This window comes from Bacillus sp. 179-C3.3 HS (assembly GCF_047229225.1).
In the GTDB taxonomy this organism is placed as follows: Bacteria; Bacillota; Bacilli; order Bacillales; family Bacillaceae; genus Bacillus.
The window spans coordinates 1-26,685 of sequence record NZ_JBFEFT010000015.1 but is presented as its reverse complement, the minus strand read 5'-3'; the positions used below and the strand labels follow the sequence as shown (position 1 = coordinate 26,685).

Genomic DNA, 26,685 nt, shown 5'->3' with positions numbered 1-26,685 from the left:
AATGTAATTTGATAGAACGGAGTACCGATCATGAAGCGAAAATGGTTTTGGGTTTTTATTTTGTTGATATATGTTGCGGCTTTTATCGGATCGATCACCATCCGTGACAATCAGGTACATCAGCCACAATCACTTGATGCATTTACTGATGTCAGTCATCTCATGCCTGTCAAAATAAAAAAAGTCGTTCAAGGCAAAGAAATCGAAACATTGAAAGCCGTGTTGGACGAAGCCGCAAAAGAACAGCTACCGATCTCAATCGCTGGCACTCAGCATAGCATGGGCGGTCATACATATTATGAGAATGGGATCGTTCTTGATATGACGGAATATCGGCGCATTTTAGCATTTGATCAAAAAAAGAAGACCATTCGCGTCCAAAGCGGCGCTACATGGGATGATATCCAGAAATATGTGAACCCATATGGTCTTGCTGTGAAGGTGATGCAATCTCAAAATATCTTTACGATAGGGGGATCTTTAAGTGCCAACGCACATGGTCGTGATATTCGCTATGGGTCACTGATTGATACGGTTCGTTCATTCAGGTTATTAAAAGCAGACGGTGAGATCATCACGGTCAAACCAGACGATGACTTATTCACGGCTGTCATCGGTGGCTATGGTTTATTCGGAGTGATTTTAGACGTGGAGCTATCCTTAACAAAGGATGAGCTGTACAAAATGGAAACCGCTTCTCTTGAATATCATGAGTATCCTGATTATTTTCAAACACATGTAAAAGAAAACAAACAGATACGGATGCATCTTGCGAGAATTTCAACAGCTAAAAAACATTTTTTGAAAGAGATGTATGTGACCAATTACGCACTCTCTTCTCAACAAGAGATCGAATCATACCGTGAGTTGAAAGAAGATCAACTCGTCATGCCGTTAAAATTTATGCTTGGCCTTTCAAGAAGATTTGATATGGGAAAAGATCTTCTCTGGAATTTGCAAAAACACTATTTCAAAAGTCAAAATGATCAGCTCATCACTAGAAACAATGTGATGCGTTCAGATTCCGCATTTTTGGAATATGAAAATGAAGCAGACACAGATGTTTTACAAGAATATTTTGTTCCCGTTCATCGTTTTAGTGCATATATCGATGAGCTGAGAGAACTACTGCAACATGCGGATTTAAATGTGATGAACATCACGATACGTTACGTACAAAAAAATGAAAAAGCAGATCTTTCGTATGCCAAACAGGATATGTTTGCACTTGTACTTCTCGTGAATCATGGATTTGATAAGAAGGAAAAGGCGAAAGCGGAGCGACTCATGAGGCAAATGACAGATGTGACCCTCCGGCATGAAGGGAGCTACTACTTACCATATATGCCTTATCAAACAAAAGAACAAATGAAACAGGCATATCCTAAAACTGACCTGTTTTTTCAAAAGAAAAAACAAGCAGATCCAGATGGAAGGTTTATGAACTATTTTTATGAAAGGTACAATACACAATGAATGGAATTGCAATTAAATGGTTTATCTATTCACAGAGCGTACTATTTTTCGCAAGCAGTTTGATTTTTCCTTTTTACATTTTGTTTATTAAAAATGTAGGATCAAGTTATTCTGAATTTGGTTTGGCATATGGTCTGTTTGGCTTGAGTGGTGCGTTTATTCATCTTTTATTAGGAAAACTACCAGAGAAAACGGACAGACGGCTTTTCTTATCCGTCCATTCAATTGGTATGGCATTTCTTTTATTACTATTCCCCCTCATTACAGAAGTAGAGCAAATATATATGATCCAGGTTGCCTTAGGCGCACTTGGTGGTTTTCAAAAACACGGTGAAAAATTGCTTGTGACTGAGCTAACACATGAGAATAAAAGAATGAAAGAAGTCGGGCACTATCATTTTTGGACAGCACTTTTTTCATCCATCGCCATTATACTTGGTGGCATGATCGCTGACTTCTTTACCATTCATTTTATTTTTTATGCAAGTTCTGTCGTATATATATGCAGTGCGCTCATGGTCCTTCAGATAAAAAAATGAGAGTAAATCCGTCTATCTTACACAGATAGACGGATTTTTTTATGCAAAAAAATGAAAACAAATATTAAATATACAATTGAATTAATTTTTATACATGATATAATGTTAAATAATTTCACAAAGATCAAGAGGGTGTTTGACGTTGAAAATAGGTATTATCGGTGCTACGGGATACGGTGGAGCGGAATTGGTTCGTATTTTAAAGCATCATCCACATGTAGAGGAATGTATATTATATTCATCAAGTGGTGATGGGCAACTGTATAGCCAATCATATCCACATCTGACAAACATTGCAGATCAAACATTAAAGGCAATTGATCCGGAAGCCATTGTAAATGAAACAGATGCTGTGTTTTTAGCGACACCAGCAGGCGTATCAAGTGAGCTGACGCCAAAGCTGATGAATCGAGGAGTGCCTATCATTGATTTATCAGGTGACTTACGCATTCAACATACAGCAGTTTACGAAGCTTGGTATAAACGGAAGGCAGCTGAAGAGGCAACTGTTCAACAAGCCGTGTACGGACTATCTGAACTCAATCGCGAAAACATACAACAGGCAGAAGTGATTGCCAACCCTGGTTGCTTTCCAACAGCGGTACTTCTTGGATTAGCGCCATTGATGAAACAGAATGTAATAGATGAATCAATGATCATTATTGATGCGAAAACAGGAGTGTCTGGTGCAGGTCGATCTGCTTCACTTGGAACGCATTATTCAGAGCTAAATGACAACTTTAAAATTTATAAGGTAAATGAACATCAACATACGCCTGAAATAGAACAAATATTAAGAGAATGGAATCCAAAAACGGCGAACATCACATTTTCAACGCATCTTGTGCCGATGACAAGAGGGATCATGGCCACGATGTATACACAGTTGAAGTCAGACCTGACAGAAGAGGGATTGATGGAACAGATGAAAGCTTTTTATGAAGATTCTTATTTTGTTAGAGTCAGAGATCACAAGGTGTATCCGCAGACAAAAGAAGTATACGGCAGTAACTACTGTGACATTGGCTTTCAATTAGATGAGCGAACAGGCAGACTGACCATCGTGTCGGTGATCGATAATTTAATGAAAGGCGCTGCGGGTCAAGCGGTTCAAAATCTTAATATTATCAAAGGCTTAGACGAAGAGGCGGGCCTTACAATGACACCTCTTTATCCATAAGAACAGGGGAGACAAAAATATGATTGAATTAAATGAAAAGAGCATTGTCAAAATAGACGGGGACGTCTCATCACCAAAAGGCTTTGAAGCGAAAGGAATTCATATTGGATTGCGCTATTCAAAAAAAGACCTTGGGTTGATCGTCAGTGAAGTACCAGCAGTGAGCGCAGCAGTATACACACAAAGTCATTTTCAAGCAGCACCTTTACAAGTCACACAAAAAAGCTTAAAAAAGACGGGGCAATTAAGAGGTGTTATCGTCAATAGTGCCATCGCCAATGCTTGTACCGGTGAGCAGGGCCTAAAGGATGCATACGAGATGCAAGCAGCTTGTGCAGAGATGTTAGGCGTTGAACAAGATGATATTGCTGTTTCTTCTACCGGTGTCATTGGTGAATGTCTAGACATGGATAAAATAAAAAAAGGCATCACACAGTTAAAAGCAGCAAAAGCAGAAAAAGGGCATTTTGAAGAAGCGATTTTAACGACAGATACGGTCATAAAAAATACAACGTACACCCTTACGATAGACGGAAAAAACATCCTCATTTCAGGTGCAGCAAAGGGATCTGGCATGATTCATCCGAATATGGCCACAATGCTTGGATTTGTCACAACAGATGCGAAGGTTGAACAGGAATCGTTGCAAAACGCACTACGTGATATTACGGATGTCACCTTTAATCAAATTACAGTTGATGGAGAGACATCGACAAATGATATGGTACTTGTGATGGCAAATGGGATGGCTGGAAATGACGTGCTACATGAAGAGCATCCAGAATGGGCAGTGTTTAAAGAAGGATTAAAGCTAGCTTGTGAGGATTTAGCAAAAGAGATTGCAAGAGATGGAGAAGGGGCAACGAAATTAATTGAAGCGAAAGTCGTTGGTGCTAAAAATAACTTGGAAGCAGGCATCATTGCGAAAAAAATAGTAGGTTCAAGTCTAGTGAAAACAGCCGTATATGGAACAGATGCAAACTGGGGACGAATCATTGGTGCCATTGGTCATAGTGCGGCATCCGTCACACCAGAAGAGGTCGAAGTCTATTTAGGCGGTCAATGTTTGTTCAAACAGAATGAACCTCAGCCTTTCTCAGAAAAGGAAGCGAAAGCGTATTTAGAACAGGATGAAATCACGATTTTGATTCAAATGAGTGAAGGAGAAGGTGAAGCGGCAGCATGGGGCTGTGACTTGACCTATGATTACGTCAAAATAAACGCGAGCTATCGCACATAATGAAGGGGATAGACATGGATAAAACGATCGTGTTCAAGTGTGGGGGAAGTGTCATCCGAGAACTATCAGAGACCTTTTATCAAAATGTTCGTTCACTTCAAAAGGCTGGGTATAAACTAGCAATCGTACATGGTGGTGGTCCTGAAATCACGAATATGTTGCAAAAACTAGAAGTGCCGACGGAGTTTGTGGACGGACAGCGAAAAACAACAAAGCCTGTATTAGAGATCGCAGAAATGGTCTTATCGGGAACTGTGAATAAATATTTCGTTTCAGAATTAGCAAAGCATGATATTAAATCTGTTGGCGTATCTGGTAAAGATGGTCAGATGCTCATCGCAGATTTCTTAGATCAAGACGTATACGGTTACGTCGGAGAAATTAAAGAAGTCAATCCACAAGTGGCGGAAGCACTTATGGAGAAGCAGTTCATTCCTGTCATTGCACCACTTTCTATGACAGACGAATGTCAAACCTTAAATGTCAATGCTGACTTAGCCGCATCAGCGGTTGCAGGAGCAGTGAAGGCAGAAAAACTCATGTTTGTGACAGATGTTGAAGGCATCTTAAAAAATGGTGAGTTATTAGATGAAGTGACCGAACAAGAAGCTCTTTCATTGATTGATGAAGGAATTATTTCCGGGGGAATGATCCCAAAGGTGCAATCGGCACTCACAGCTTTAACTGGTCATGTAGATGAAGTCATGATTGTGAATGGCAAAGGGAGTATTTTCACAGGAGATACCTTTAAAGGAACGCGAATTGTGAAACAAAAGGAGGCAATCCGATGAGTCATCTATTTCAAACATATGGCCGGTGGAATGTTGAAATCAAAGAGGCTTCAGGTTCATGGGCAGTAGATACAAATGGGAAGAAATATTTAGACTTTGTGCAAGGCATTGCGGTCACGAATTTAGGACATAACCATCCAAAGGTCAATCAAGCAATTAAGGAACAACTTGATCGAGTATGGCATGTATCGAATTTATTTGAAAATGGACTGCAAGAAAAAGCAGCAGAAAAGCTGGTAGCCAATAGTTCAGGAGATCTCGTATTTTTCTGTAATAGCGGTGCAGAGGCGAATGAAGGAGCCATTAAACTAGCTCGTAAAGCAACAGGCAAAACGAATATCGTCACTTTTTTGCACTCTTTTCATGGGCGCACGTATGCTGGTATGGCTGCAACTGGTCAAGAGAAAATCAAAACCGGTTTTGGCCCCATGTTAGAAGGATTTCATTATGTTCCTTATAATGATCCAGACGCCCTTTCAAGCTGTGAGGTAGAGAATGTGGCGGCTGTTATGCTGGAAGTAGTGCAAGGTGAAGGCGGTGTAAATCCAGCGACGGAAGAATTTCTTCAAGCGGTTCAAGCGTTTTGTCAAAAACACCAAGCATTGCTCATCGTTGATGAAATCCAAACGGGTATTGGACGTACGGGTGCGGCTTTTTCATATGAACATGCTGGGCTTGATCCTGATATCATTTCAGTTGCAAAAGGGTTAGGAAATGGTTTCCCAGTTGGTGCAGTCATAGGCAAAAAAGCATTGGGTGATGCCTTTTCACCGGGTTCACATGGAACAACTTTTGGCGGGAATATGCTCGCAATGGCTGCCGTGAATGCGACGCTTGATGTCATATTCAAACAAGACTTTCTTTCAGACGTCAAGGAAAAAGGGACTTATCTATTATCCAGACTACAAGGGCTCAAACAGCTAGGCATCGTCAAGGATGTGCGTGGAAAAGGATTGATGGCAGGGATTGAATGCCACCAACCAGTCGCTGATTCTATTACAGCACTTAGACAACATGGCTTATTGGTCCTTCCAGCAGGACCAAACGTCATTCGTTTATTGCCTCCACTCAATGTAACAAAAACAGAAGTGGATCAAGCTGTTGAAACGATTTTACACGTTTTATCAAAAGAAAACGTCACAGTGTAAATTTTTTTACACCATTACGCATAAAAATTCATTTAAATCATTAATTATTCAAATTGGGGTGACACGTGATGAAAGGTTATTTAAATTTAGAAGATGGAGCCTCTTTTGAAGGAGATCTGACAGGAGATGCCGGCATATCTGGTGAAGTGGTCTTTTTTACAGGTATGACAGGTTATCAAGAGGTGCTGACAGATCCTTCTTATAAAGGACAAATCATCGTTTTCACATACCCGCTCATCGGAAATTATGGGATTAATCATGTGGATTTTGAGAGCAAGAAACCACAAGTCAAAGCGGTGGTTGTTTATGAGGCGGCTGAACATTTTTCTCACCATCTGGCTGCAGTGAGTTTAAAGGATTATTTACAAAAGTGGAACATTCCACTTCTCACACATACAGATACTCGGGCGATCGTGCAAAATATCCGGTCAAATGGCACGATGAACGGGATTTTAGCCAAAGACGAAAAGGAACTTCCACCGGCAATGAAACAAGACAATGTTGTCGAGCAAGTAACAGAGGATGAGATCTACACACAAGGCAGTGGTCAAGAACATGTGGCACTGATTGACTTTGGCTTTAAGAAATCAATCGCAGATTCACTTGAAGCACGCGGCTGTAAAGTCACCGTCATTCCATATAAACAAATGGAAAAAGTGTTTGAGATCAAGCCAGATGCGATCCTGTTGTCAAATGGCCCTGGAGATCCAAAAACAATGAAGCCATATTTGAACACGATTCATGACATCATGATGACCTTTCCAACGCTTGGCATTTGTTTAGGGCATCAATTAATTGCCCTTGCACTGGGCGGAGATACGTATAAACTTCCTTTTGGTCATCGCGGTGCGAACCATCCGGTCCAAGATACCGAAACAAAACGGGTTTTCATGACAAGTCAAAATCACAGCTATGTCGTAAATGAAAACAGCATGAATGACAAAGAAGTGGATGTGAAATTTCTTCACGTGAATGATGGATCTGTCGAAGGATTCATTCATAAAGAGAAGCTCATTATGTCCGTTCAATTTCATCCAGAAGCACACCCAGGGCCTGCCGAAAGTGAATGGGTATTCGATGATTTTATTGAGAAAGTGAAACAAGCAAGGAGAGAAGTCGCACATGCCTAAAGATCAAAGCATACAAACCATTCTAGTCATCGGGTCTGGTCCAATCATCATTGGTCAGGCAGCAGAATTTGATTACTCAGGAACACAAGGATGTATGGCCTTAAAAGAAGAGGGATACAAGGTCATTCTAGTCAATAATAATCCAGCTACCATTATGACAGACGAGTCATTTGCTGATGAAATCTATTTTGAACCGCTTTCAGTTGATTCAGTGACAAGTATCATTGAAAAAGAGAATCCAGATGGTCTTTTAGCCAATCTTGGCGGACAGACAGCCTTAAATCTTGCTGTCGAGTTAGAAAAAGCCGGTGTGCTAAAAAAGCACAATGTCAAATTGCTCGGAACGTCAGTTGAAACAATTGAAAACGGTGAAGATCGAGAGAAATTCCGTGCTCTCATGAAACAATTAAACGAACCTGTACCGGATAGTGAAATCGTCGATAACGCAAAGGATGCGCTTCAATTTGCGAAAGAAGTTGGCTTCCCGGTCATTATTAGACCCGCGTATACACTTGGTGGTAAAGGTGGGGGAATCGCTTTAACTGAAGAAGAATTTAAACCCCTTATTGAAGGAGCCCTTCTTGCGAGTCCGATCCACCAATGCTTAGTCGAAAAAAGCATAGCGGGTTTTAAAGAAATTGAATATGAGGTCATGAGAGATCGTCAAAATACATGTATCACTGTATGCAACATGGAAAATATTGATCCAGTAGGTGTGCATACAGGAGACTCGATTGTCGTCGCTCCATCTCAAACATTAACAGATCAAGACTACCAAATGCTTCGCTCAGCCAGCCTAAAAATCATTTCAGCACTAGATGTTGTGGGCGGGTGTAACATTCAATTTGCACTTGATCCGCTTAGTAAAGAATACTTTGTCATTGAGGTCAACCCTCGTGTCAGCCGGTCTTCTGCCCTTGCATCAAAAGCAACCGGTTATCCAATTGCGAAAATGGCTGCCAAGCTAGCAGTCGGCTATACATTAGATGAGCTGAAAAATCCGCTCACTGGAACAACGTACGCAAGTTTTGAGCCGGCACTTGATTATGTCGTAGTGAAATTCCCGCGCTGGCCGTTTGATAAATTTAAACACGCCGATCGCAAGCTAGGAACGAAAATGAAAGCGACAGGTGAAGTCATGGCCATTGATCGGAATTTAGAGTCGGCCATTCAAAAAGCAGTCGCCTCACTTGAAATCAAAACAAAAGGGTTCCATTTACCAGAACTGAAGGAACAATCAACTGAACAATTATTTGAACTCATCAAGACACCAGATGATCGCAGGTTCTTTGCCGTCATGGAACTACTTGCTCGACAAGAAACGGTAGACACCATTCACCAAGTGACAAAAATAGATCCGTTTTTCTTACACGTATTTCAGCATATGATCACACTTGAACAGGAACTAAAGGCGTCTCAAGGTCCCCTCTCTCCATCATTGTTGAAAAAGGTGAAAGAAAAGGGTTTCCTTGATGAAACGATCGCTTCTCTAACCGGCCAGCATGAGGAGGACATTAGAGAGCTTCGCAAAGAATATGGCATTTTAGCTTCGTTTAAAATCGTCGATACATGTGCTGCGGAATTTGACGCAAGAACGAACTACTTTTATTCCACGTATTTTGGAAAAAGCGATGGAGGACAACAAGAGAAAACAAAAAAACGTGCACTGATCATTGGCTCTGGTCCAATCCGAATTGGGCAAGGGGTTGAATTTGATTATAGTGCGGTTCACGGGGTTCTGACGTTACAAAAACTTGGATTTGAAACCATCATGATGAATAACAATCCAGAAACGGTCAGTACCGATTATGAAATTGCCGATCGTTTATATTTTGAGCCGATTACATTAGAACATATCTTAAACGTTGTAGAAGCAGAACAAATTGATTTTGTCATTGTCCAATTTGGTGGTCAAACCGCTATCAACGTAGCGGAAGGCTTAGAGAAAGCTGGTGTGCCATTACTTGGGACGTCCTTTGATACATTAGATGCGTTAGAAGATCGTGATTTGTTCTATCAACTGCTGGATCAACTGGATCTTCCACATGCAAAAGGGGAAACGGCGCACTCAAAAGAAGAGGCACTCACGTATGCCGCAACGATCGGTTATCCAGTTTTAATTCGTCCATCCTATGTCATCGGTGGAATGGGAATGATCATCGTTCAATCTGAAACGCAATTGGCATCCTTACTTGATCAGCCAGATCATTTACCTTATCCTATCTTGATCGATGAATATGTAACAGGGAAAGAACTAGAAGTGGATCTGATATCTGATGGCGAAAACACGTTTATCCCTACAATCGTGGAACACATTGAAAAAGCAGGTGTTCATTCAGGTGACAGCTTTGCCATTTTACCGAGCGTCTCCATCAGTGAAGACATTAAACAGCAGGTATATACGGCTTCTGACAAAATAGCAAAAGCATTAACCTTTAAAGGGATTATGAATATTCAATTTGTCATAAAAGACAACCAGGTACTTGTATTAGAGGTCAACCCTCGGGCAAGCCGGACGGTTCCAGTCGTCAGTAAAGTAATGGGCGTCGATATGATTCCGATGGCCACAAACCTATTGGCTGGTGCGACACTTGGGGAACTAAACCCTACAACGAAGAATAAGGGAGGAACAGCAGTCAAATTCCCAGTCTTCTCATCCCATGCCATTCAAGATATTGATTTAAAACTGACACCTGAAATGAAAGCAACAGGTGAAGGCATGTGTGTAGGAAAGAACGTCGAGAGTGCGTTGAAAAAAGTGTTTGCATCGATTTGGAAAAAGAAGGGAAGCGTCTTTATTAAAGGCAGTGATCAGCTCATCGAAAAAGCAAAACAAGCAGGCTTCGATGTCTGGAATGGAAGCTTTGACAATTGGCTCGAAAAGGATCATAAATCGCTTCATATCCATTTAGAAGAAAATGATGAGGCAAAAGAACAACGTGTAAAAGCTCTCACACATGGAGTTCATGTACTCACTGAATATGAAACAGCAAACGCATTTCTCCAAGGGGAAAATGGAGATGTGTCACCTGTATCTCTCCATGAATTATATCAAAAGGAAGTGACGGCATGAGTCAATTAGACGTGCAACCAACTTTATATGGAAAAGACTTTTTGTCATTAAAAGATTTCTCCATTCAAGAGATTGAATATCTCATTGAAAAAGCAGAGGAAATGAAACAACATCCATATCAGGATTTATTCAAAGGCAGAACCTTGGCGATGATTTTTGAAAAATCCTCTACGAGAACCCGTGTCTCATTCGAAGCTGGCATGACACAATTAGGGGGGCATGCATTATTTTTAAGCTCAAATGATTTACAAATTGGGCGAGGAGAATCGATAAGTGATACAGCACAGGTGCTATCTGGTTACGTTGATGGCATTATGATTCGGACCTTTGAGCATGAGAAGGTAGAGGAGCTTGCAACATATGCATCAATTCCAGTTATCAATGGGCTAACGGATTATTCTCATCCATGTCAAGCGCTTGCTGATTTGCTCACGATAAAAGAGACAAAAGGACACTTAAAAGGGGTCAAGGTTGCTTACATCGGTGACGGAAATAATGTCGCTCACTCGTTAATGGTCGGTTGTGCACAGCTAGGGTGTGATATTGCTGTCGCCTCTCCAAAAGGCTATGAACCCCTTCAAGAAGTGACAGACACTGCGCGTGAATTTGCAAAACAATCAGGTGCAAGTGTGCTTGTCACATCAGATCCTATTGCAGCTGTACAAGATGCGGATGTCATTTATTCAGACGTATTCACAAGCATGGGACAGGAAGAAGAAACAGAGAAGCGCCTAGCGGAATTTAAAGAATATCAAGTAAATGACGAACTTGTGCGCCATGCAGCAAAAGATTATATCTTCCTCCATTGTTTGCCTGCACATCGCGGAGAAGAAGTAACAGCTGACATTATTGACGGCACGCATTCGAAAGTGTTTCAACAGGCAGAAAATCGCTTACATGTCCAAAAGGCATTAATCAAAGAACTCATGTATCAACAAACGAAATAAGTAAGACTTGTCCCTGCTACGTATGTACAGGGACTTTTTACATATTGGATTGGAGAGACAAATGACGGGACATAATAACAACAATTGAGAAAGGAGGATGAAAAATGGGTCAGCAGCATCAATTTAAATCAGGGAATAAAGCACCGAATAACGGTATATATGTTGAAATCGGTGAAACTGGAAGTATGGTGAAAGATCCGTTAAAGATTAAGCTCAAAGCAGGCGACGTCTTTCCAGATAACTCAAACCATAACCGGGTTTGGACTTATCAAAGAAAGCCGTAAGCAATTGACTAAGAGTACGTGGAATAAGTCTTTAGAGGCATGTGTCATGCCTCTTTTTTCTTTATAATAAAATACAATTAAGTTCAAATTTTCAAATAAATAGTATGAAAAAAAGAAGAAATAAGGTAAAATATGTAATGAATAATTGTCGTTGAAAGGATTTGTGTGATGGAAAAGATGAATCTCAGTGAAAGTGTTTGGAATAAACGCTTCACCTCACTATTCATATCAAGACTCATTAAAAATACAGGGGAAAGTTTTGCCTTTACATCTGTTCTTTGGTTATTGATTTTAAGAGGAGATGGAGCCCTTGGTACAGGACTTCTTCTAGCAGTGACTGTTCTTCCTTCATCATTATTAGCCCCAATTCTAGGACCTCTTATGAAAAAGCACCATTTGTCAAAATGGATGTTCGCTTCAGACGTTGTTCGCGCAATCATTGTACTCATTATTCCACTACTGCACTTTTCTAACATATTGCCTCTATGGTTATTGATCTCATTAATGGTGATTCAATCGGCAACAGGTGCAGCCTATAATCCAGCTTCTGTCGCCATCTTACCACAGATTGTACCGAAGCATTTGATTCAAAAAGCAAATGCCATCCTACAATCCTCTTTTGAAATTGTTGCGCTTGCAGCAGTGATGATAGCGGGTCTACTTGTCAAATTTATCGGACCTGCCGATACTTTGCTGATTACGACAGCATTATTTGTCATCTCGGGCTTCTTTATCATTGGTGTGAAATTGAAGAAAACAGAGGATGAACGAGCGGCTGATATTCAACAGGCAAAGAATACATATCTTTATAACTTAAAAAGAGGGTTTCTCGTTGTCAAAAATCATCATATGTTATTTGCACTCACGATTTATTGCATTTTGATGAATGTAGCAGCAGCTCCATGGCAGGCATTATCTGCTGTATACGTAGCAGAAGCCTTACAAAGTGATTCAATGGTCTATTCCATTTTAAGAGGCGTTGCGGCAGTTGGAGCATTTATGATGGGCTTTGCTCTTGCAAAAGTGAAAATTAAGAGGTTCGGTCTGTTCTTTATTGTCGCTGGGATGGTCGAAGGTGCTGCTTTCTTTATCACGGGGATGAGTACTTGGTTGCCGGTTGTTCTTCTAGCTTCTTTCATTTTTGGTGCAGCCGTCAGTGCGATTAATGTCCCGGAAATGGTGATTATCCAAACATCCGTCGACCAAGATGATCAGCCGCAAGTCTATGCTGTCATCAATGCATCATCAAATGTCTTTCTACCGCTTGCAGCTCTCGTTTCAGGTGTGTTGGCAGAGAGATTTGGAGCAGGGCTTGTCATTGCTGGAGGGGGATTACTTGAGATCTTATCAGGTATTGCGATCTTCCTGTTTACAGGACTGGCAAAAAGCCATTTGACACCCGATCACCAGAAGAAATCCGAAACAGTTGAGGTTTAAAACAAACAAGAACCCCCCTGCTAACATACAGGGGGGTTCTTATGTATTAAGAGTGCTTTGTTGAGCTTTCTGTTTCTTTCATTGGACTTACTTCAGCCAAGATGAATAAAATAACCGTAAACACAACTGCAAGAATGGAAGTGAGCGTAAAATCATAAGCAGCTCCATTCATCGATGCCACGATGTAACCAGCCATGTGTGTTAGCAGAAAAGTCCAAATGAGGGTGATAATAAATCGCATAATCCCACCGTCCTTTTTGTCACAATCTATTGACTATCATACCATAGATGCAAGTCAAGGGAAAAGACTGATTTCACCTTGATTGTGACCATTTTTCAACCTTCTGCTATAAAAATAAAAAGATTTCTTTGTATTCTTAGGGGATTTCCTTACTCCTACAAGAGTTGTTGTTCATATCATAGAAAGCAGAATCACTGAAAGGAGGCTGGCCATATGGGTGTAAGCGAACGTTTTTATCAGCTTGGCTCCCAGTGGAACGTTATTCACCTTCCTCAAAAACCTAATGGCTTTGGCATTCTGATCCTCGGTGACCGAAATCACTTTGTGCAGGAAAATACATCATTCTGGCTTCAACATTATGGGAGAAACCAGCTTTTAACTGCTTTAAAGGATGAAGGATATACATTGTTTAATAGTCATCTTCATGGAAATCATTGGGGATGTGAAGATGCTGTTTTTAGTGCAAAACAGCTCATTCATCACACATTAAAACAAGAAATATTAAACCGAGAAATTCATGTGCTAGCAGAGGGGATGGGGGCACTTGTTGCCATGAGTCTTGCTGAAGAGATGCCGGAAGTATTAAGGTCCATTTCGATGCTAAATCCATGCTTGCATCTTGATGCACAAAGAGAAATAGAGAAAGAACACAAATTCTTTTATAAACAGCTGATCAAGGAGTTAGCACAGAGCTACGGTTGGTCGGAAGAAGAAGCAGAAGCAGCCCCACTACCTGCTTGTCCCATTCACTCAGCAGATGTGCCGATCCATATTTGGCAAAGGCTAAGTGGGGCACCGTACGCCTATGAACGCCATGCAAAGCCGTTTATCGATCAGCATATGCAAAACCCAGATCATTGTCAGATTGATTTAACCTTGCATATGTTTGACCACCCAAGAAGAATCTTTCAGTCCATTCATAAATTTTATAAATCGCATGAAAGAGAATTGTAATGAATAGGATGTTAACAGCCCTTCATAGAAAGGGCTCTTCTTTTTATTTGATCTGGTCAAAAAGGGGACATGAACATGGAAACAGGACTGATCGTAGGTGCGGATGAATTTTTCGGACTGTCACTTTGTGAATATATGATAAAAGAGGGAATTCAAGTAGATATCACTTTTCCTCACGCGCATACAGAGCAAAACAAGAGATTATTAGAAGAGCGGATGATGTGGCTCGGTAGAAATGACCTCATTCGTGTCATTGACATGCAAGAAGGAAAAGAAATGTATGATCTCATCTTTATTCAATCAGAAGAACCTAATCATAGAGGGGAAGACATGAAAGCGAAGCAAGGCAAGTTTCAGTTGCTTTTCAAAGCGCCTGAAGAAGAGTTGCGAGATGAAAATATACCGGCGATCGTTCTTCCGCATATGTACGGTCCATGGACACTAGACGAAGAGAGAATGCATCATGACGATCACTCTTTTTATGTAGATGATGTTGCAGAAGCCCTATTAACATGGGCAGTACATACGAGTCAAAGACAGGGAATGCTCCATTATTTGCAGGTAGAGAGACAAATAGATACACAACGTGCAGAAAAAAAGATCGCAGAATGGAATAGACATTATTCTTCATTTTTCGACAAAAATCAAGAATGATCTTCCATCTTATGTTTTTTCAGTATAAAATAAACCTATCTTTAACATGCAGTAACATACCTGTATGTTGCAAAGGGAGTTGAACATGGCATGAAGTGCCTACGGCTTGTCATGATCTTTTCGTTCCTTCTCCTAATCACTGCCTGCTCACAGGCGCCTTTAAAAGGACATATCGAGAAGGTGGGTTTACTCGTCCCCGATACAATTAATGATCAAGTTTGGGGAACGAAAGGTTATAAAGGCTTATTAAATATCCAATCAACATTTGGTGTAGATGTTTATTATAAGGAAGGAATGGTTGATCAAGAGAAAATCGTTGATGCCATTGAGGAATTTCATCAAAAAGGGGTCAATCTCATCATTGGCCATGGCAATGAATACAGCGACATCTTTAACTTGATCAGTGAAGATTATCCGATGACACAATTTATTACGGTCAATGGAGGCAAACCTCAAGCGGACAATGTCACAAATGTGACGTTTAAAGGAGAAGCGATGGGCTTTTTCGGAGGAATGACCTCAGCGCATATGTCAAAAACAAAAAAGATTGGGATACTAGCGACATACAATTGGCAAAGTGAAGTAGATGGCTTTATCAAAGGCGCTAAATATCAAGACGCCAATGTGCAAGTGCTAGCAGAGTTTGTTGAGAATTGGGATGATGCTGACAAAGCAGTTGAGCTTTATCATAAGCTGAAAAAACAAGGTGCAGATGTTGTTTATCCAGCAGGTGATGGTTATAATATCCCTGTAATCGAACAAATTAAAGCAGATCAATTATCTGCCATTGGGTATGTCACCGATCAATCAAATATTGGCAGCCATACAGTCTTAACAAGTACAGTCCAGCACGTGGATAAAGCGTACAGTATCATTGCCAAAAAATTTAATGAAGGTACGCTAGACGAACAACGAGAGTACTCCTTTGATTTTAAAGAAGGCGTGGTCGAAATGGGGAAATTCAGTCGAACCATTGATCAGTCCTTTTTGAAGGATATTGAAAACGATATTCAGCATTACAAAAAAACAGGCAAATTGCCAAATGAAAAGTGAGGAAATCAAAGATGCAACACGAAAAATCAATGGAATTCTTACAAATTGCGATGAAGTACTTCCCGCAAGCAAAAGAAGAATTAAATAAAGCAGGTATTCAATTGGATCCAGAAGCGCTCCAACCACTTCTATCATTGTTTACATCTGTCATGCAAGAGGCATATGAACTTGGAAAAGAAGATGCTGAAGCAGAAAAAGCCACAAAATAGTGGCTTTTTTTATGATAATTTTTTCTTGATTGCGCTGATCATTGGTCCAACATCTTTAAAGACAGGCTTTAGCTCATCAATGGAATTCATAATGTTTCCAAGTTGATTCATGACGTGCATATAGTCGATTGAATCATCATCATCGTTTGAAGTGGTGTCTGCCGGTTCCGTCTTTGCCTCTACTTCTGTTTCCTTCTCTGGCCGTCCAAACATCATCGTTGAGAAAAAATCCTTTTGTGCCATCTCACATGCTCCTCTCTACTATTGGTATATCATTAATCTATGAAAAAAGTGAGAAGAAAGGTTAGACGTTTATATTGCCATAGAGAAAAAAATAAGGTAAAATTAGTACCAGATACTAATATAAGATCACAATAAAACATGCTCGTATGAGTAAAAGGAGTCTTATTCAATGAATGCTGGAATTATTGGCCTTGGCCGCTATATACCTGAAAAAGTGTTAACAAATCTTGATTTAGAAAAAATGGTTGAAACTTCTGACGAATGGATTCGTACTAGAACAGGTATAGAAGAAAGAAGAATTGCTTCTGATGATGTCAATACATCACATATGGCGCTTGCTGCTGCAAAAAAAGCATTAGCTGACGCAGATGTAGCTGCAGAAGATATTGATATGATTCTTGTGGCAACCGTTACGCCAGATCAAGCATTTCCGACAGTTGCTTGTATGATTCAAGAGCAGCTCGGTGCACATAAAGCGTGTGCGATGGATATTAGCGCTGCTTGTGCTGGCTTTATGTATGGGCTTGTGACTGGAAAACAATTTATCGAATCAGGTACGTTCAAGCACGTGCTCGTCGTTGGCGTTGAAAAACTTTCTCGTATAACCGACTGGGATGACCGCAATACAGCTGTTCTGTTTGGAGATGGAGCAGGTGCTGCCGTTTTAGGGCCAGTGAGTGATGATAAAGGAATTCTATCATTTGAGCTTGGAGCCGACGGAAGAGGCGGTAAGCACTTGTACTTAGATGAAAAAGATCATACAATCATGAATGGACGAGAAGTATTTAAATTTGCTGTAAGACAAATGGGCGAGTCAAGCGTAAATGTCATTGAAAAAGCTGGACTATCAAAAGAAGACGTTGACTTCTTGATCCCGCATCAAGCAAATATTCGCATTATGGAAGCAGCACGCGAACGATTAGAGCTGCCAGTCGAAAAAATGTCGAAGACGGTCCATAAATATGGAAACACATCAGCAGCATCCATTCCAATTTCACTATGTGAAGAGATTGAAGCCGGTAAAATTCAAGACGGTGATGTCATTGTAATGGTTGGTTTTGGTGGTGGATTAACGTGGGGCGCAATCGCTATGCGATGGGGCCGATAAAAGAGTGAGGTGCACAGATTAATGGATAAAAGACGAGTAGTAGTGACAGGATTAGGTGCTTTGACACCTCTAGGCAACGATGTAGAAACAACATGGAAGAATGCTGTAGCAGGTGTATCAGGTGTTGGACCGATTACACGTGTCGATTCAGATCAATATACAGCAAAAGTAGCGGCAGAATTAAAAGATTTTAACATAGAAGATTACATGGATAAAAAAGAAGCAAGAAAAATGGCTCGCTTCACTCAATACGCAGTTGTTGCTGCACAGAAAGCGTTAGAAGATTCACGTCTTGAAATCACAGATGACATCGCACCACGTGTTGGTGTGTGGGTTGGTTCTGGTATTGGCGGACTTGAAACTTTTGAAGAGCAATTTGAAGTGTATTCAAACAAAGGGGCAAGACGCGTCAGCCCATTCTTTGTTCCAATGATGATTCCAGATATGGCGACAGGCCAAATTTCAATCGCACTTGGAGCAAAAGGGGTGAACTCTTGTACTGTGACAGCCTGTGCAACAGGTACAAACTCAATCGGTGATGCATTTAAAGTCATTCAGCGTGGTGACGCTGATGCGATGATCACTGGTGGTACAGAAGCCCCTTTAACAAAAATGTCGTTTGCTGGTTTCTGTGCGAATAAAGCACTATCGACAAATCCAGATCCAGATACAGCAAGCCGTCCATTTGATAAAAACCGTGATGGATTCGTCATGGGTGAGGGTGCAGGTATTATTGTACTTGAAGAATTAGAGCATGCACTAAAACGTGGTGCAACGATTTACGCTGAAATTGTTGGCTATGGTTCAACTGGAGATGCCTATCATATTACAGCACCTGCTCCAAATGGAGAAGGCGGCGTTCGTGCAATGAAAGAAGCCATGCGTGATGCAGGGTTGACAGCAGAAGACATTGATTACATCAATGCCCACGGAACAAGCACACCATACAATGATAAATTTGAAACAATGGCGATTAAAGAAGTGTTTGGCGCGCATGCCAATCAGCTTGCGATCAGTTCGACAAAATCAATGACAGGTCACTTACTTGGCGCAGCAGGTGGAGTAGAAGCCATCTTCTCTGTACTGGCGATTAAAGACAGTGTCATTCCGCCAACTATTAATCTAGATACACCTGATGAAGAGTGTGATCTTGATTACGTTCCAAATGAAGCACGTTCCAAAGAAGTAAACGTTGCTTTAAGTAATTCACTTGGTTTTGGTGGGCATAATGCGACAATTATCTTTAAAAAATATGAAGCGTAATCTCATATGAGAAGGCGGCGATCGATATAACCGATCGCCGCCTTTTTGCATAGGATAGAAATGGAGGTGTACGGTATGGGTCTTATCAATACACAATTTCTCATCCAGCAATCATCATCTTTTCAGGCACTTGCGACACGTTTTGTCCCATATTTTAAAGGAGCAAAAGACAAAGAATGGTCCTCGATTCTAACGCATTTGCAACATCATGGAATGGTGAAAACGTGGAGTGCCTGTCAAAAAATAATCGATCAACTCAAAGAAGATGGATACTTTCAACTCGTAATGAAAGAATTCAACCTGTTGAAAAAAGAGTGGGGAGGTCCAGATGTTCCGCTTTTTATTTTACCTGTCAATGAAGGGAGTAAAGAAATAAGAGAGCAGTTTTATTATCAATCGGGTATGGCATTTGACGATAAAATTTTTCTGTTCCTTTCTCCGAAAACCCCAAAGGAGCGCATCGGGACATTGGTGACACATGAATATCACCATGTATGCAGGTTACATTTTCTGACGAAAGAAGAAAAAGACTTTACATTCCTTGATACAATCATGATGGAAGGGTTGGCTGAATATGCTGTATATCATAGGTATGGAGAACGCTATACGGCGAAATGGACCACGTTATATACTGAAGCACAACTTGAACGAATGTGCAAAAAATGGGTATCTGGTCATCTTCAACAGAAAGTTCGAGACGACGAAAGGCTGATACAGAATCTTCTTTATGGAAAAGGAAACTACCCCAAAATGCTTGGCTATGCGACTGGGTTTCATATCGTGAAAAAGTATTTTAACGAACATCGAGTGAGTGAAAAGTCTATGATTGCAGAACCCTCAGAAACCTTTCTGAAAGTGATAGAATCAAAAAGTGAATAATTCACATAAAAAGTGACATATTACAAATTTACTAAATACTTCTTGATTTCGTCATGGTGTTGTAATAATATACAAATATAAATTTTGATAATTCTTTTTATTCTAAAAAGACTGAACCTTCAATCCAGTTCTTTTTATCTATGGGGGGAAAGGAGCGAATGAATGAGCGCGCTACTTGAAGTGCAAAACTTAAAAACATATTTTTTTCGAAAAAAAGAACCGATTCCCGCCGTGGATGGTGTTGATTTTAGGATAGATAAAGGCGAAACTGTAGCTCTTGTCGGTGAGTCTGGATCTGGCAAAAGTATCACGTCATTATCCATCATGGGACTGATCAAAGGGTCTGGCGGAAAAATTATGGACGGTTCTATTAAACTAGAAGGAAAAGACCTAGTTACATATGGAGAAAAAGAATTGTGCAACATTCGCGGTAATGACGTATCTATGATTTTTCAGGAGCCTATGACCTCACTCAATCCCGTTATCACCATTGGGGAACAAATAAGAGAAATCCTCATCTATCACAAAAAACTTTCAAAAAAAGAAGCCAATCAAAAAGCCATTGAACTCCTAAAGCTTGTTGGTTTTTCTCGCCCTGAACAAATCATGAAAGAGTATCCGCATCGATTATCAGGAGGAATGCGTCAACGGGTCATGATTGCGATTGCGCTCAGCTGTGATCCAAAGCTTCTTATTGCCGATGAGCCGACGACTGCCCTAGATGTGACCATTCAAGCGCAGGTACTCGCCTTAATGAAAGACTTATGTACAAAATTTGGTACATCGATTCTCCTCATCACACACGATCTAGGTGTTGTGTCTGAAGTGGCGGATCGCGTCATTGTGATGTACTGCGGACAGGTTGTTGAAAATGGGACAGTCGAAGAGCTGTTTGATCAGCCGCTTCATCCATATACAGAAGGACTGCTTGAATCGATTCCGGTCATTGATGGAGACATTCAGCCATTAACGGCGATCAAAGGAAATGTCCCTGCGCCAGATCAGCTGCCTGCTGGCTGCCGATTTGCACCTAGATGTCCAAAAGCCATGGAGCGTTGTCTTGGAGAATTGCCTAAACTGAAGACATTTGACAACGGCAGAAGCGTGCGGTGTTTCTTATATGAGGAGGAGGCAAGCCAAACATGACAGTTGCTGAAAATCAAGCACGACAGACAGATATGCTTGATCAAGAAATCATGCTAGAACTAAAAAATATTCAGAAGCACTTTCCAATCAAGGCAGGCATTCTACAGCAGAAGGTAGGCGCTGTCAAAGCTGTTGACGGCATCGATCTGAAAATATATAGAGGTGAAACGTTAGGTATTGTTGGTGAATCAGGATGTGGTAAATCCACATTAGGACGGACGATGATCCGGTTATATGAACCAACTGATGGTCAAATATGGTTTAAAGGACAAGACATTTCACACCTATCTGAGTCAAAATTGAGACAAACTACAAGAAAAAACATCCAAATGGTCTTTCAAGATCCCTTTGCGTCACTCAACCCTAGAAAAACACTTCGAAGCATCATCAAAGAACCCTACAAAACGCATCACCTATATTCCTTAAAAGAGAGAAATGAAAAAGTAGAAGAACTGCTGTCAAAGGTGGGGCTTCACCCAAGCTTTGCGAATCGATATCCACATGAATTTTCTGGTGGTCAAAGGCAGCGAATTGGCATCGCTCGTGCACTGGCGATGAATCCGGAGATGATCATTGCAGATGAGCCTGTTTCGGCACTTGATGTTTCGATTCAAGCCCAGGTGATTAATCTCATGGAAGAGCTTCAAGAAGAATTTAACTTGACGTACCTCTTTATCTCTCACGATCTGAGCGTCGTTCGTCATATTAGTGATCGAGTGGGCGTCATGTATTTAGGCAAAATGATGGAGCTGGCGGATAAACATAGTCTGTACGATGACCCGCTTCATCCATATACGAAAGCACTACTTTCTTCAGTCCCGATTACACGCAAAAAAGGGCAAGTGAAAAGAGAGCGGATTATGCTTCAAGGCGATTTGCCAAGTCCTGCGAATCCACCAAAAGGGTGTGTGTTCCACACAAGGTGTCCGCAGGCAAAAAGCATCTGTAAAGAGAAAGTGCCTGAATTTCAAGAACTAAAAACGAATCACTTTGTTGCCTGCCACCTCTACGATTAATCAACATGCGTATCGCATCTTTGAGAGGGGGGATGAAACGGCATCTACTATGATTCATTTGACTATAGGATAGGGGGAAATGAAGATGAAATTTAGAAACAAAAAAGCATTGATGATCAGTGTTTTGATGATCTTTACACTCATACTTGCGGCTTGCTCTGGTGGAAATAAAACATCAGGAGACAGTGAGAAAAAATCAACAGGTAAACCTGTACAAGGTGGAGATCTTGTCATCGGGTCCATTGCTGAACCTACATTATTTAACTCATTATATTCAACTGATGTCGCAAGTTCTGACATCGAGAGCAGAATCTATAGTTTCTTACTTGAAACAGATGGAAAACTGAACCCGCAGCTATCACTGGCAGAGGATATCAAAGAATCTGATGACGGTAAACAGTTTGATGTGACCATTCGAAAAGGTGTGAAGTTTCATGATGGCAAAGAACTGACCGCTGATGATGTTGTGTTTACATACAGCATTCCAATCAATAAGGATTACAATGGAGAGCGTGGATCAGGCTTTGAAGTATTAGAGTCTGTGAAAAAGACAGGGGATTACTCGATCGAATTCAAGCTCAATAAAAAAGATCCATATTTTTATAATGTGACATTAGGAAGCTATGGAATTTTGCCGAAGCATATTTTAGGTGATGTGCCTGTGAAGGATCTCGGTGAAAACGAATTTAACCGAAAGAAACCAATTGGTTCAGGTCCATTTAAATTTGCAGAATGGAAAGAAGGAGACTATGTCAAACTAGAGGCGTTTGATGATTATTGGGATGGGCGTCCATACATTGATACCGTCACAATTAAAACCATACCTGATCAAAATGCAGCCATTGCACAGCTTTCGGCTGGAGATATTGATTTCTTTGCGGTGCCAGGAACGGAACTGCAAACAGCTGAAAAAATCAATAACATCAAAATCGAATCTGATCTAGGGTTGAATTACTCCTATATTGGCTGGAATCAGAAAAATGAGCTATTCAAAAGCAAAAAAGTCCGCCAAGCGTTGACGCATGCGATTGACCGTCAGACGATTGTTGACACCGTATTAAATGGAGATGGCAAAGTGGCCAACATTCCAGAAAGCCCATTGTCATGGAACTATCCAAAGAATGAAAATGTCCCAGTATTTGAATTTGATAAAGAAAAAGCAAAGAAGATGCTCAAAGAAGAGGGCTGGGAGGATACAGATGGCGATGGCTATCTTGATAAGGATGGCAAAAAATTCTCCTTTACAATGAAGACGAACCAGGGGAATAAAGTTCGTGAAGAGATCGCTGTCGTTGTCCAGCAACAGCTAAAAGAAATTGGGATCGAAGCAAAACCGCAAATTGTAGAATTCAGTGCATTAATTGAGCAAACAACACCACCAAAATGGGATTATGAAGCACTCATCCTTGGCTGGAGCCTAGCGACATTCCCAGACCAATACAGCATCTTCCACTCAAGCCAGTCTGAAAAAGGCTTGAATAACATTTGGTATAAAAATAAAGAAGTTGATCAATTATTAGTGGAAGCAAAAACATTAAGCGATCGCAAAGATTATTCAAAAAAATATGAAAAAATTTATGAGCTGATCGCTGAGGATCAGCCGTATACGTTCCTTTATTATGCCAACTCTCATCGTGCGATGCCTACGAATCTTCAAGGCTATTCTTACCACCCGAAAGATGAATATTACAAAATCGAAAAATGGTGGATTGAACAGTAGGTTGATTGAAGGGGAGAACGATCTCCCCTTTCTTCACTAGTGTATGGCGATCCGATGAAAAAGGAGTTGTGCATATGGTTACATATATCATTAGAAGGACATTGCTATCCATTCCGATCTTGTTTGGGATTACCATTTTGTCCTTTGCCATTATGAAAGCAGCACCTGGAGATCCAATGTCACTGATGATGGATCCGACCATTAGCGCTGCTGATCGAGAAGCTTTTATAGAAAAATACGGATTGAACGACCCGGAATACGTGCAATATTTGAAGTGGCTCGGCAACATGCTCCAAGGTGATTTTGGTACGTCGATTGTCAAAAAAGGAACACCAGTGGCTGATTTGATTTTTGCGCGGCTACCAAATACCCTCATCCTCATGATCTTTTCTACATTCGTTGCCTTGATTATCGCCATCCCATTTGGTGTCATTTCAGCAAAACGTCCATATACAAAGCTTGACTATGGCATTACGGTTACTTCATTTATCGGACTGGCTATTCCAAACTTTTGGTTTGGTCTGATTTTAATCATGATCTTATCTGTGAATCTCGGCTGGTTTCCAACCGGCGGGGTGTCGACCTTGAATGCAGATTTTAATTTGTTTGATCGGCTTCATCACTTGATTTTACCAGCTTTTGTTTTAGCAACGGCTGATATGGCAGGACTTACGCGTTATACAAGGTCCAGTATGCTTGATGTCATGAAGCAAGATTACATTCGTACAGCACGAGCGAAAGGCTTTCGAGAAAACAAAGTCATTTTCAAACATGGCTTGCGAAATGGTTTGATGCCCGTGATCACCATTTTTGGTCTGATGGTTCCATCCTTTATTGGCGGTGCGGTCGTCGTGGAACAAATCTTTACGTGGCCTGGACTTGGAAAGCTGTTTATCGATTCTGCCTTTTCTAGAGATTATCCCGTGATTATGGCGATGACGGTGATTTCAGCAGTACTTGTGGTTGTTGGAAACTTAATTGCGGATATTTTATATGCAGTCGTTGATCCGCGTATTGAGTATTAGAAGGGAGCTGAAACCAATTGGCACAACCTAATATGGGAACTCCACCTGTTGATCTCAAATTAAAAGAAGGCCTTCCGCCAAAGCCTGAGACAATGCTACGTCTTTTTTGTGAGAAATTTATAAAAAATAAACTAGCAGTTGTCGGCTCTATGATTTTGCTCATCATTCTTTTTTCTGCTATTTTCGCTCCTGTGATTGCTCCTTACGCACCAGAACAGCAAGATTTGTTAAAACGGCTACAGCCACCAAGCGCAGAGCACTTGATGGGGACTGACAAATTTGGGCGAGATATTTTTTCAAGGGTGCTTTATGGCGCGAGGATATCATTATTAGTTGGATTTGTTTCCGTTGTCGGTGCGATTACCATCGGGACGGTCATTGGCGCAATTGCTGGCTACTTTAAAGGATTTGTTGATTCTCTTTTAATGAGGATTGTCGATGTGGTGCTGTCGATCCCAGACATTTTCTTATTAATTACACTCGTCACCATTTTTAAGCCGGGCGTTGATAAGTTGATTTTAATTTTTGCCCTAACTGGATGGACAACAACCGCTCGACTCGTTCGGAGTGAATTTTTATCTTTACGAACAAGAGAATTCGTTCTGGCAGCAAGAACCATTGGAACGAAGAATCATGTCATTATCTTCTCTCACATTTTACCGAACTGTATTGGTCCGATTATCGTATCGGCTACATTAAAGGTCGGTTCCGTTATTTTGGCAGAATCAACGCTTAGTTACTTAGGATTTGGTATTCAGCCGCCAACGGCGAGCTGGGGGAACATGCTACAAGATGCACAAAATTTCTCGATTATGGTGCAGGCGTGGTGGTATCCGCTTTTCCCAGGCTTATTCATCTTGTTCACAGTTCTTTGCTTTAACTTCTTAGGAGACGGACTGAGAGATGCACTTGATCCTAAAAAGCTTAAGTAAGGCTTTTTGAACAGAAGAGTGTGCGATCGATGAAATGAGAAAGAGCCTACACTGATTCACCTCGTTTGAAGTTTTGATAAAGTTGGAATAATTTATCTATCCCTTGCCCATACTGTGGACAACAGTTTTTAAAAAGTGAGGGATTGGTTATGTTATTTCTTCATGACGTATGGGTGAATTGGTTTGAAGGGGAAGAGAATGGCTACAATGTGTGTCATTTTCATGAGTGGCGCAAGGAGGACAGCGTTGAATTGTTAGATCAAGTGCCGTTAATGAAGGTGCAAAGTCCTTTATTTGATTACATAGAAAATGATCTATCAGAGCTGCCGAAAACGCTGCTAGAATCTGTTTTTGAGAAATCATATATTCGAAAAAATCATGAACGTCGAAAATTAGAGTATTGCTTTGTGGTGACAGATGGCATCAGAATCATTGCTGTCGATACGATCGGATATTCCATTCCTGTGAGGAAGAGCCGGCTGATCCCAAGGCAAGAGCAATTGGTGTATGAAATGGTGAAAGATGTGAAGGCAGAGGAATACGAATTTTCAACTGACACAGGTGAATCTTCAAAAGAGTATCATATTTTATCATTACAACCACAGTACATCAGTGGACTCACAAGAAAAGAAAGACAATTGAAACAGCTCATGTTTATGGCGCTTGATCAATTAAAAGGACTGCAAAACAGGGCTGAAATTGCTTATTGGTATACGGAATGGAATCCGCACATGTACAATGACATCAAACGAATGTCGTTCGAGGAAATTTGGAATATGCTTTACAATGAAACGATTGACGGATGGTCCGAACACCATTTGGCTTTCTGTGAAAAAATGATTAAAGGTCAGCCGTTTTTTGAAAAGCTGTGGGAAATGGAAAATGAATCAAAAGTGAATTAAAAAAGCTTGCAGCATCTTGGGACTGACCCCATAAGATGAGACAAATAAAAAACACCTTCAAGTTTGAAAACGGATCGTTGTGATCCGAAATAAAA

Annotated in this window: 26 protein-coding genes; 24 read left to right on the top strand and 2 right to left on the bottom strand. The window is 40.8% G+C overall.

Going from position 1 to position 26,685, the window contains the following annotated elements:
* Positions 1-30 precede the first annotated feature (30 nt).
* The 11 genes from AB1K80_RS10750 (at position 31) to AB1K80_RS10700 (ending at position 13,245) form a co-directional block, all read left to right on the top strand.
* A complete protein-coding gene (locus tag AB1K80_RS10750; protein ID WP_412856617.1) occupies positions 31-1,476 on the top strand; it encodes an FAD-binding protein in 1,446 nt (481 codons plus the stop codon).
* Positions 1,473-2,015, top strand: coding sequence for an MFS transporter (locus AB1K80_RS10745; protein ID WP_412856616.1), 543 nt, complete (start codon positions 1,473-1,475; stop codon positions 2,013-2,015). The genes AB1K80_RS10750 and AB1K80_RS10745 overlap by 4 nt, the downstream gene beginning before the upstream one ends.
* Positions 2,016-2,157: 142 nt before the next feature.
* Positions 2,158-3,195, top strand: coding sequence for an N-acetyl-gamma-glutamyl-phosphate reductase (argC, locus tag AB1K80_RS10740; protein WP_412856615.1), 1,038 nt, complete (start codon positions 2,158-2,160; stop codon positions 3,193-3,195).
* Positions 3,196-3,214: 19 nt separating this feature from the next.
* The gene (gene argJ / locus AB1K80_RS10735; protein ID WP_412856614.1) at positions 3,215-4,435 is read left to right on the top strand and encodes a bifunctional ornithine acetyltransferase/N-acetylglutamate synthase; all 1,221 of its coding nucleotides are present in this window, start codon (positions 3,215-3,217) and stop codon (positions 4,433-4,435) included.
* Positions 4,436-4,449: 14 nt separating this feature from the next.
* The gene (argB, locus tag AB1K80_RS10730; protein WP_412856613.1) at positions 4,450-5,226 is read left to right on the top strand and encodes an acetylglutamate kinase; all 777 of its coding nucleotides are present in this window, start codon (positions 4,450-4,452) and stop codon (positions 5,224-5,226) included.
* Complete coding sequence (locus AB1K80_RS10725; protein WP_412856612.1) at positions 5,223-6,374, top strand: acetylornithine transaminase; 1,152 nt, start codon at positions 5,223-5,225, stop codon at positions 6,372-6,374. Before argB ends, AB1K80_RS10725 begins: the two co-directional genes overlap by 4 nt.
* Positions 6,375-6,442: 68 nt before the next feature.
* Positions 6,443-7,504: a carbamoyl phosphate synthase small subunit gene (locus AB1K80_RS10720; protein ID WP_412856611.1), complete on the top strand. Its 1,062-nt coding sequence runs from the start codon at positions 6,443-6,445 to the stop codon at positions 7,502-7,504.
* Positions 7,497-10,577, top strand: coding sequence for a carbamoyl phosphate synthase large subunit (locus AB1K80_RS10715; protein WP_412856610.1), 3,081 nt, complete (start codon positions 7,497-7,499; stop codon positions 10,575-10,577). The genes AB1K80_RS10720 and AB1K80_RS10715 overlap by 8 nt, the downstream gene beginning before the upstream one ends.
* Positions 10,574-11,524, top strand: a complete 951-nt coding sequence (argF, locus tag AB1K80_RS10710; RefSeq protein WP_412856609.1) for an ornithine carbamoyltransferase — start codon at positions 10,574-10,576, stop codon at positions 11,522-11,524. The genes AB1K80_RS10715 and argF overlap by 4 nt, the downstream gene beginning before the upstream one ends.
* Positions 11,525-11,628: 104 nt before the next feature.
* Positions 11,629-11,808 carry a YjzC family protein gene (locus AB1K80_RS10705; RefSeq protein ID WP_412856608.1) on the top strand — a complete coding sequence of 60 codons (180 nt, stop codon included), beginning with the start codon at positions 11,629-11,631 and terminating at the stop codon, positions 11,806-11,808.
* 168 nt (positions 11,809-11,976) lie between these two features.
* The gene (locus tag AB1K80_RS10700) at positions 11,977-13,245 is read left to right on the top strand and encodes an MFS transporter (protein WP_412856607.1); all 1,269 of its coding nucleotides are present in this window, start codon (positions 11,977-11,979) and stop codon (positions 13,243-13,245) included.
* 46 nt (positions 13,246-13,291) lie between these two features.
* Here AB1K80_RS10700 and AB1K80_RS10695 read toward each other — a convergent pair whose 3' ends face one another.
* Positions 13,292-13,486, bottom strand: a complete 195-nt coding sequence (locus AB1K80_RS10695) for a YjzD family protein (protein WP_412856606.1) — start codon at positions 13,484-13,486, stop codon at positions 13,292-13,294.
* A 213-nt stretch (positions 13,487-13,699) separates the two neighbouring features.
* Between AB1K80_RS10695 and AB1K80_RS10690 the strand changes: the two genes are divergently transcribed.
* The 4 genes from AB1K80_RS10690 to AB1K80_RS10675 all read left to right on the top strand — a co-directional run bounded on the left by AB1K80_RS10690 (position 13,700) and on the right by AB1K80_RS10675 (position 16,356).
* Positions 13,700-14,440: a hypothetical protein gene (locus AB1K80_RS10690; RefSeq protein ID WP_412856605.1), complete on the top strand. Its 741-nt coding sequence runs from the start codon at positions 13,700-13,702 to the stop codon at positions 14,438-14,440.
* Between the two features lie 75 nt (positions 14,441-14,515).
* Positions 14,516-15,094: a nad binding enzyme gene (locus AB1K80_RS10685; RefSeq protein WP_412856604.1), complete on the top strand. Its 579-nt coding sequence runs from the start codon at positions 14,516-14,518 to the stop codon at positions 15,092-15,094.
* Between the two features lie 90 nt (positions 15,095-15,184).
* Entirely contained in the window at positions 15,185-16,147 is a 963-nt protein-coding gene (locus AB1K80_RS10680) for a BMP family ABC transporter substrate-binding protein (RefSeq protein ID WP_412856603.1), read from the top strand.
* An 11-nt stretch (positions 16,148-16,158) separates the two neighbouring features.
* On the top strand, positions 16,159-16,356 hold the full coding sequence (locus tag AB1K80_RS10675) for a ComZ family protein (RefSeq protein WP_412856602.1): 198 nt from the start codon (positions 16,159-16,161) through the stop codon (positions 16,354-16,356).
* Positions 16,357-16,365: 9 nt separating this feature from the next.
* Here AB1K80_RS10675 and AB1K80_RS10670 read toward each other — a convergent pair whose 3' ends face one another.
* Positions 16,366-16,599, bottom strand: coding sequence for a hypothetical protein (locus AB1K80_RS10670; RefSeq protein WP_412856601.1), 234 nt, complete (start codon positions 16,597-16,599; stop codon positions 16,366-16,368).
* A gap of 169 nt (positions 16,600-16,768) precedes the next feature.
* On the opposite strand from AB1K80_RS10670, the gene AB1K80_RS10665 reads away from it, so the two are divergent.
* The 9 genes from AB1K80_RS10665 to AB1K80_RS10625 all read left to right on the top strand — a co-directional run bounded on the left by AB1K80_RS10665 (position 16,769) and on the right by AB1K80_RS10625 (position 26,590).
* Positions 16,769-17,707, top strand: a complete 939-nt coding sequence (locus AB1K80_RS10665; RefSeq protein WP_412856600.1) for a beta-ketoacyl-ACP synthase III — start codon at positions 16,769-16,771, stop codon at positions 17,705-17,707.
* A gap of 21 nt (positions 17,708-17,728) precedes the next feature.
* Positions 17,729-18,970, top strand: a complete 1,242-nt coding sequence (gene fabF / locus AB1K80_RS10660; RefSeq protein WP_412856599.1) for a beta-ketoacyl-ACP synthase II — start codon at positions 17,729-17,731, stop codon at positions 18,968-18,970.
* 75 nt (positions 18,971-19,045) lie between these two features.
* The gene (locus tag AB1K80_RS10655) at positions 19,046-19,849 is read left to right on the top strand and encodes a DUF2268 domain-containing protein (RefSeq protein ID WP_412856598.1); all 804 of its coding nucleotides are present in this window, start codon (positions 19,046-19,048) and stop codon (positions 19,847-19,849) included.
* A gap of 162 nt (positions 19,850-20,011) precedes the next feature.
* Positions 20,012-20,995, top strand: coding sequence for an ABC transporter ATP-binding protein (locus AB1K80_RS10650; protein WP_412856597.1), 984 nt, complete (start codon positions 20,012-20,014; stop codon positions 20,993-20,995).
* A 32-nt stretch (positions 20,996-21,027) separates the two neighbouring features.
* Positions 21,028-22,011: an ABC transporter ATP-binding protein gene (locus AB1K80_RS10645; protein WP_412856670.1), complete on the top strand. Its 984-nt coding sequence runs from the start codon at positions 21,028-21,030 to the stop codon at positions 22,009-22,011.
* Between the two features lie 85 nt (positions 22,012-22,096).
* Complete coding sequence (locus AB1K80_RS10640; protein ID WP_412856596.1) at positions 22,097-23,731, top strand: peptide-binding protein; 1,635 nt, start codon at positions 22,097-22,099, stop codon at positions 23,729-23,731.
* 74 nt (positions 23,732-23,805) lie between these two features.
* Positions 23,806-24,756, top strand: a complete 951-nt coding sequence (locus AB1K80_RS10635; protein ID WP_412856595.1) for an ABC transporter permease — start codon at positions 23,806-23,808, stop codon at positions 24,754-24,756.
* Positions 24,757-24,788: 32 nt separating this feature from the next.
* Positions 24,789-25,688 (top strand): oligopeptide ABC transporter permease, encoded by a 900-nt coding sequence (gene opp4C, locus AB1K80_RS10630; RefSeq protein ID WP_412856669.1) that lies wholly within the window; start codon positions 24,789-24,791, stop codon positions 25,686-25,688.
* Positions 25,689-25,837: 149 nt separating this feature from the next.
* Entirely contained in the window at positions 25,838-26,590 is a 753-nt protein-coding gene (locus AB1K80_RS10625) for a YjbA family protein (RefSeq protein WP_412856594.1), read from the top strand.
* Positions 26,591-26,685: the final 95 nt, after the last annotated feature.

Excerpts from the sequence above, each read along its gene's own strand:
- AB1K80_RS10750 (WP_412856617.1), top strand. The coding sequence starts at position 31 with ATGAAGCGAAAATGGTTTTGGGTTTTTATTTTGTTGATATATGTTGCG.
- AB1K80_RS10745 (WP_412856616.1), top strand. The coding sequence starts at position 1,473 with ATGAATGGAATTGCAATTAAATGGTTTATCTATTCACAGAGCGTACTA.
- argJ (WP_412856614.1), top strand. The coding sequence starts at position 3,215 with ATGATTGAATTAAATGAAAAGAGCATTGTCAAAATAGACGGGGACGTC.
- argB (WP_412856613.1), top strand. The coding sequence starts at position 4,450 with ATGGATAAAACGATCGTGTTCAAGTGTGGGGGAAGTGTCATCCGAGAA.
- AB1K80_RS10725 (WP_412856612.1), top strand. The coding sequence starts at position 5,223 with ATGAGTCATCTATTTCAAACATATGGCCGGTGGAATGTTGAAATCAAA.
- AB1K80_RS10720 (WP_412856611.1), top strand. The coding sequence starts at position 6,443 with ATGAAAGGTTATTTAAATTTAGAAGATGGAGCCTCTTTTGAAGGAGAT.
- AB1K80_RS10715 (WP_412856610.1), top strand. The coding sequence starts at position 7,497 with ATGCCTAAAGATCAAAGCATACAAACCATTCTAGTCATCGGGTCTGGT.
- argF (WP_412856609.1), top strand. The coding sequence starts at position 10,574 with ATGAGTCAATTAGACGTGCAACCAACTTTATATGGAAAAGACTTTTTG.
- AB1K80_RS10705 (WP_412856608.1), top strand. The coding sequence starts at position 11,629 with ATGGGTCAGCAGCATCAATTTAAATCAGGGAATAAAGCACCGAATAAC.
- AB1K80_RS10700 (WP_412856607.1), top strand. The coding sequence starts at position 11,977 with ATGGAAAAGATGAATCTCAGTGAAAGTGTTTGGAATAAACGCTTCACC.
- AB1K80_RS10695 (WP_412856606.1), bottom strand. The coding sequence starts at position 13,486 with ATGCGATTTATTATCACCCTCATTTGGACTTTTCTGCTAACACACATG.
- AB1K80_RS10690 (WP_412856605.1), top strand. The coding sequence starts at position 13,700 with ATGGGTGTAAGCGAACGTTTTTATCAGCTTGGCTCCCAGTGGAACGTT.
- AB1K80_RS10685 (WP_412856604.1), top strand. The coding sequence starts at position 14,516 with ATGGAAACAGGACTGATCGTAGGTGCGGATGAATTTTTCGGACTGTCA.
- AB1K80_RS10680 (WP_412856603.1), top strand. The coding sequence starts at position 15,185 with ATGAAGTGCCTACGGCTTGTCATGATCTTTTCGTTCCTTCTCCTAATC.
- AB1K80_RS10675 (WP_412856602.1), top strand. The coding sequence starts at position 16,159 with ATGCAACACGAAAAATCAATGGAATTCTTACAAATTGCGATGAAGTAC.
- AB1K80_RS10670 (WP_412856601.1), bottom strand. The coding sequence starts at position 16,599 with ATGGCACAAAAGGATTTTTTCTCAACGATGATGTTTGGACGGCCAGAG.
- AB1K80_RS10665 (WP_412856600.1), top strand. The coding sequence starts at position 16,769 with ATGAATGCTGGAATTATTGGCCTTGGCCGCTATATACCTGAAAAAGTG.
- fabF (WP_412856599.1), top strand. The coding sequence starts at position 17,729 with ATGGATAAAAGACGAGTAGTAGTGACAGGATTAGGTGCTTTGACACCT.
- AB1K80_RS10655 (WP_412856598.1), top strand. The coding sequence starts at position 19,046 with ATGGGTCTTATCAATACACAATTTCTCATCCAGCAATCATCATCTTTT.
- AB1K80_RS10650 (WP_412856597.1), top strand. The coding sequence starts at position 20,012 with ATGAGCGCGCTACTTGAAGTGCAAAACTTAAAAACATATTTTTTTCGA.
- AB1K80_RS10645 (WP_412856670.1), top strand. The coding sequence starts at position 21,028 with ATGCTTGATCAAGAAATCATGCTAGAACTAAAAAATATTCAGAAGCAC.
- AB1K80_RS10640 (WP_412856596.1), top strand. The coding sequence starts at position 22,097 with ATGAAATTTAGAAACAAAAAAGCATTGATGATCAGTGTTTTGATGATC.
- AB1K80_RS10635 (WP_412856595.1), top strand. The coding sequence starts at position 23,806 with ATGGTTACATATATCATTAGAAGGACATTGCTATCCATTCCGATCTTG.
- opp4C (WP_412856669.1), top strand. The coding sequence starts at position 24,789 with ATGGGAACTCCACCTGTTGATCTCAAATTAAAAGAAGGCCTTCCGCCA.
- AB1K80_RS10625 (WP_412856594.1), top strand. The coding sequence starts at position 25,838 with ATGTTATTTCTTCATGACGTATGGGTGAATTGGTTTGAAGGGGAAGAG.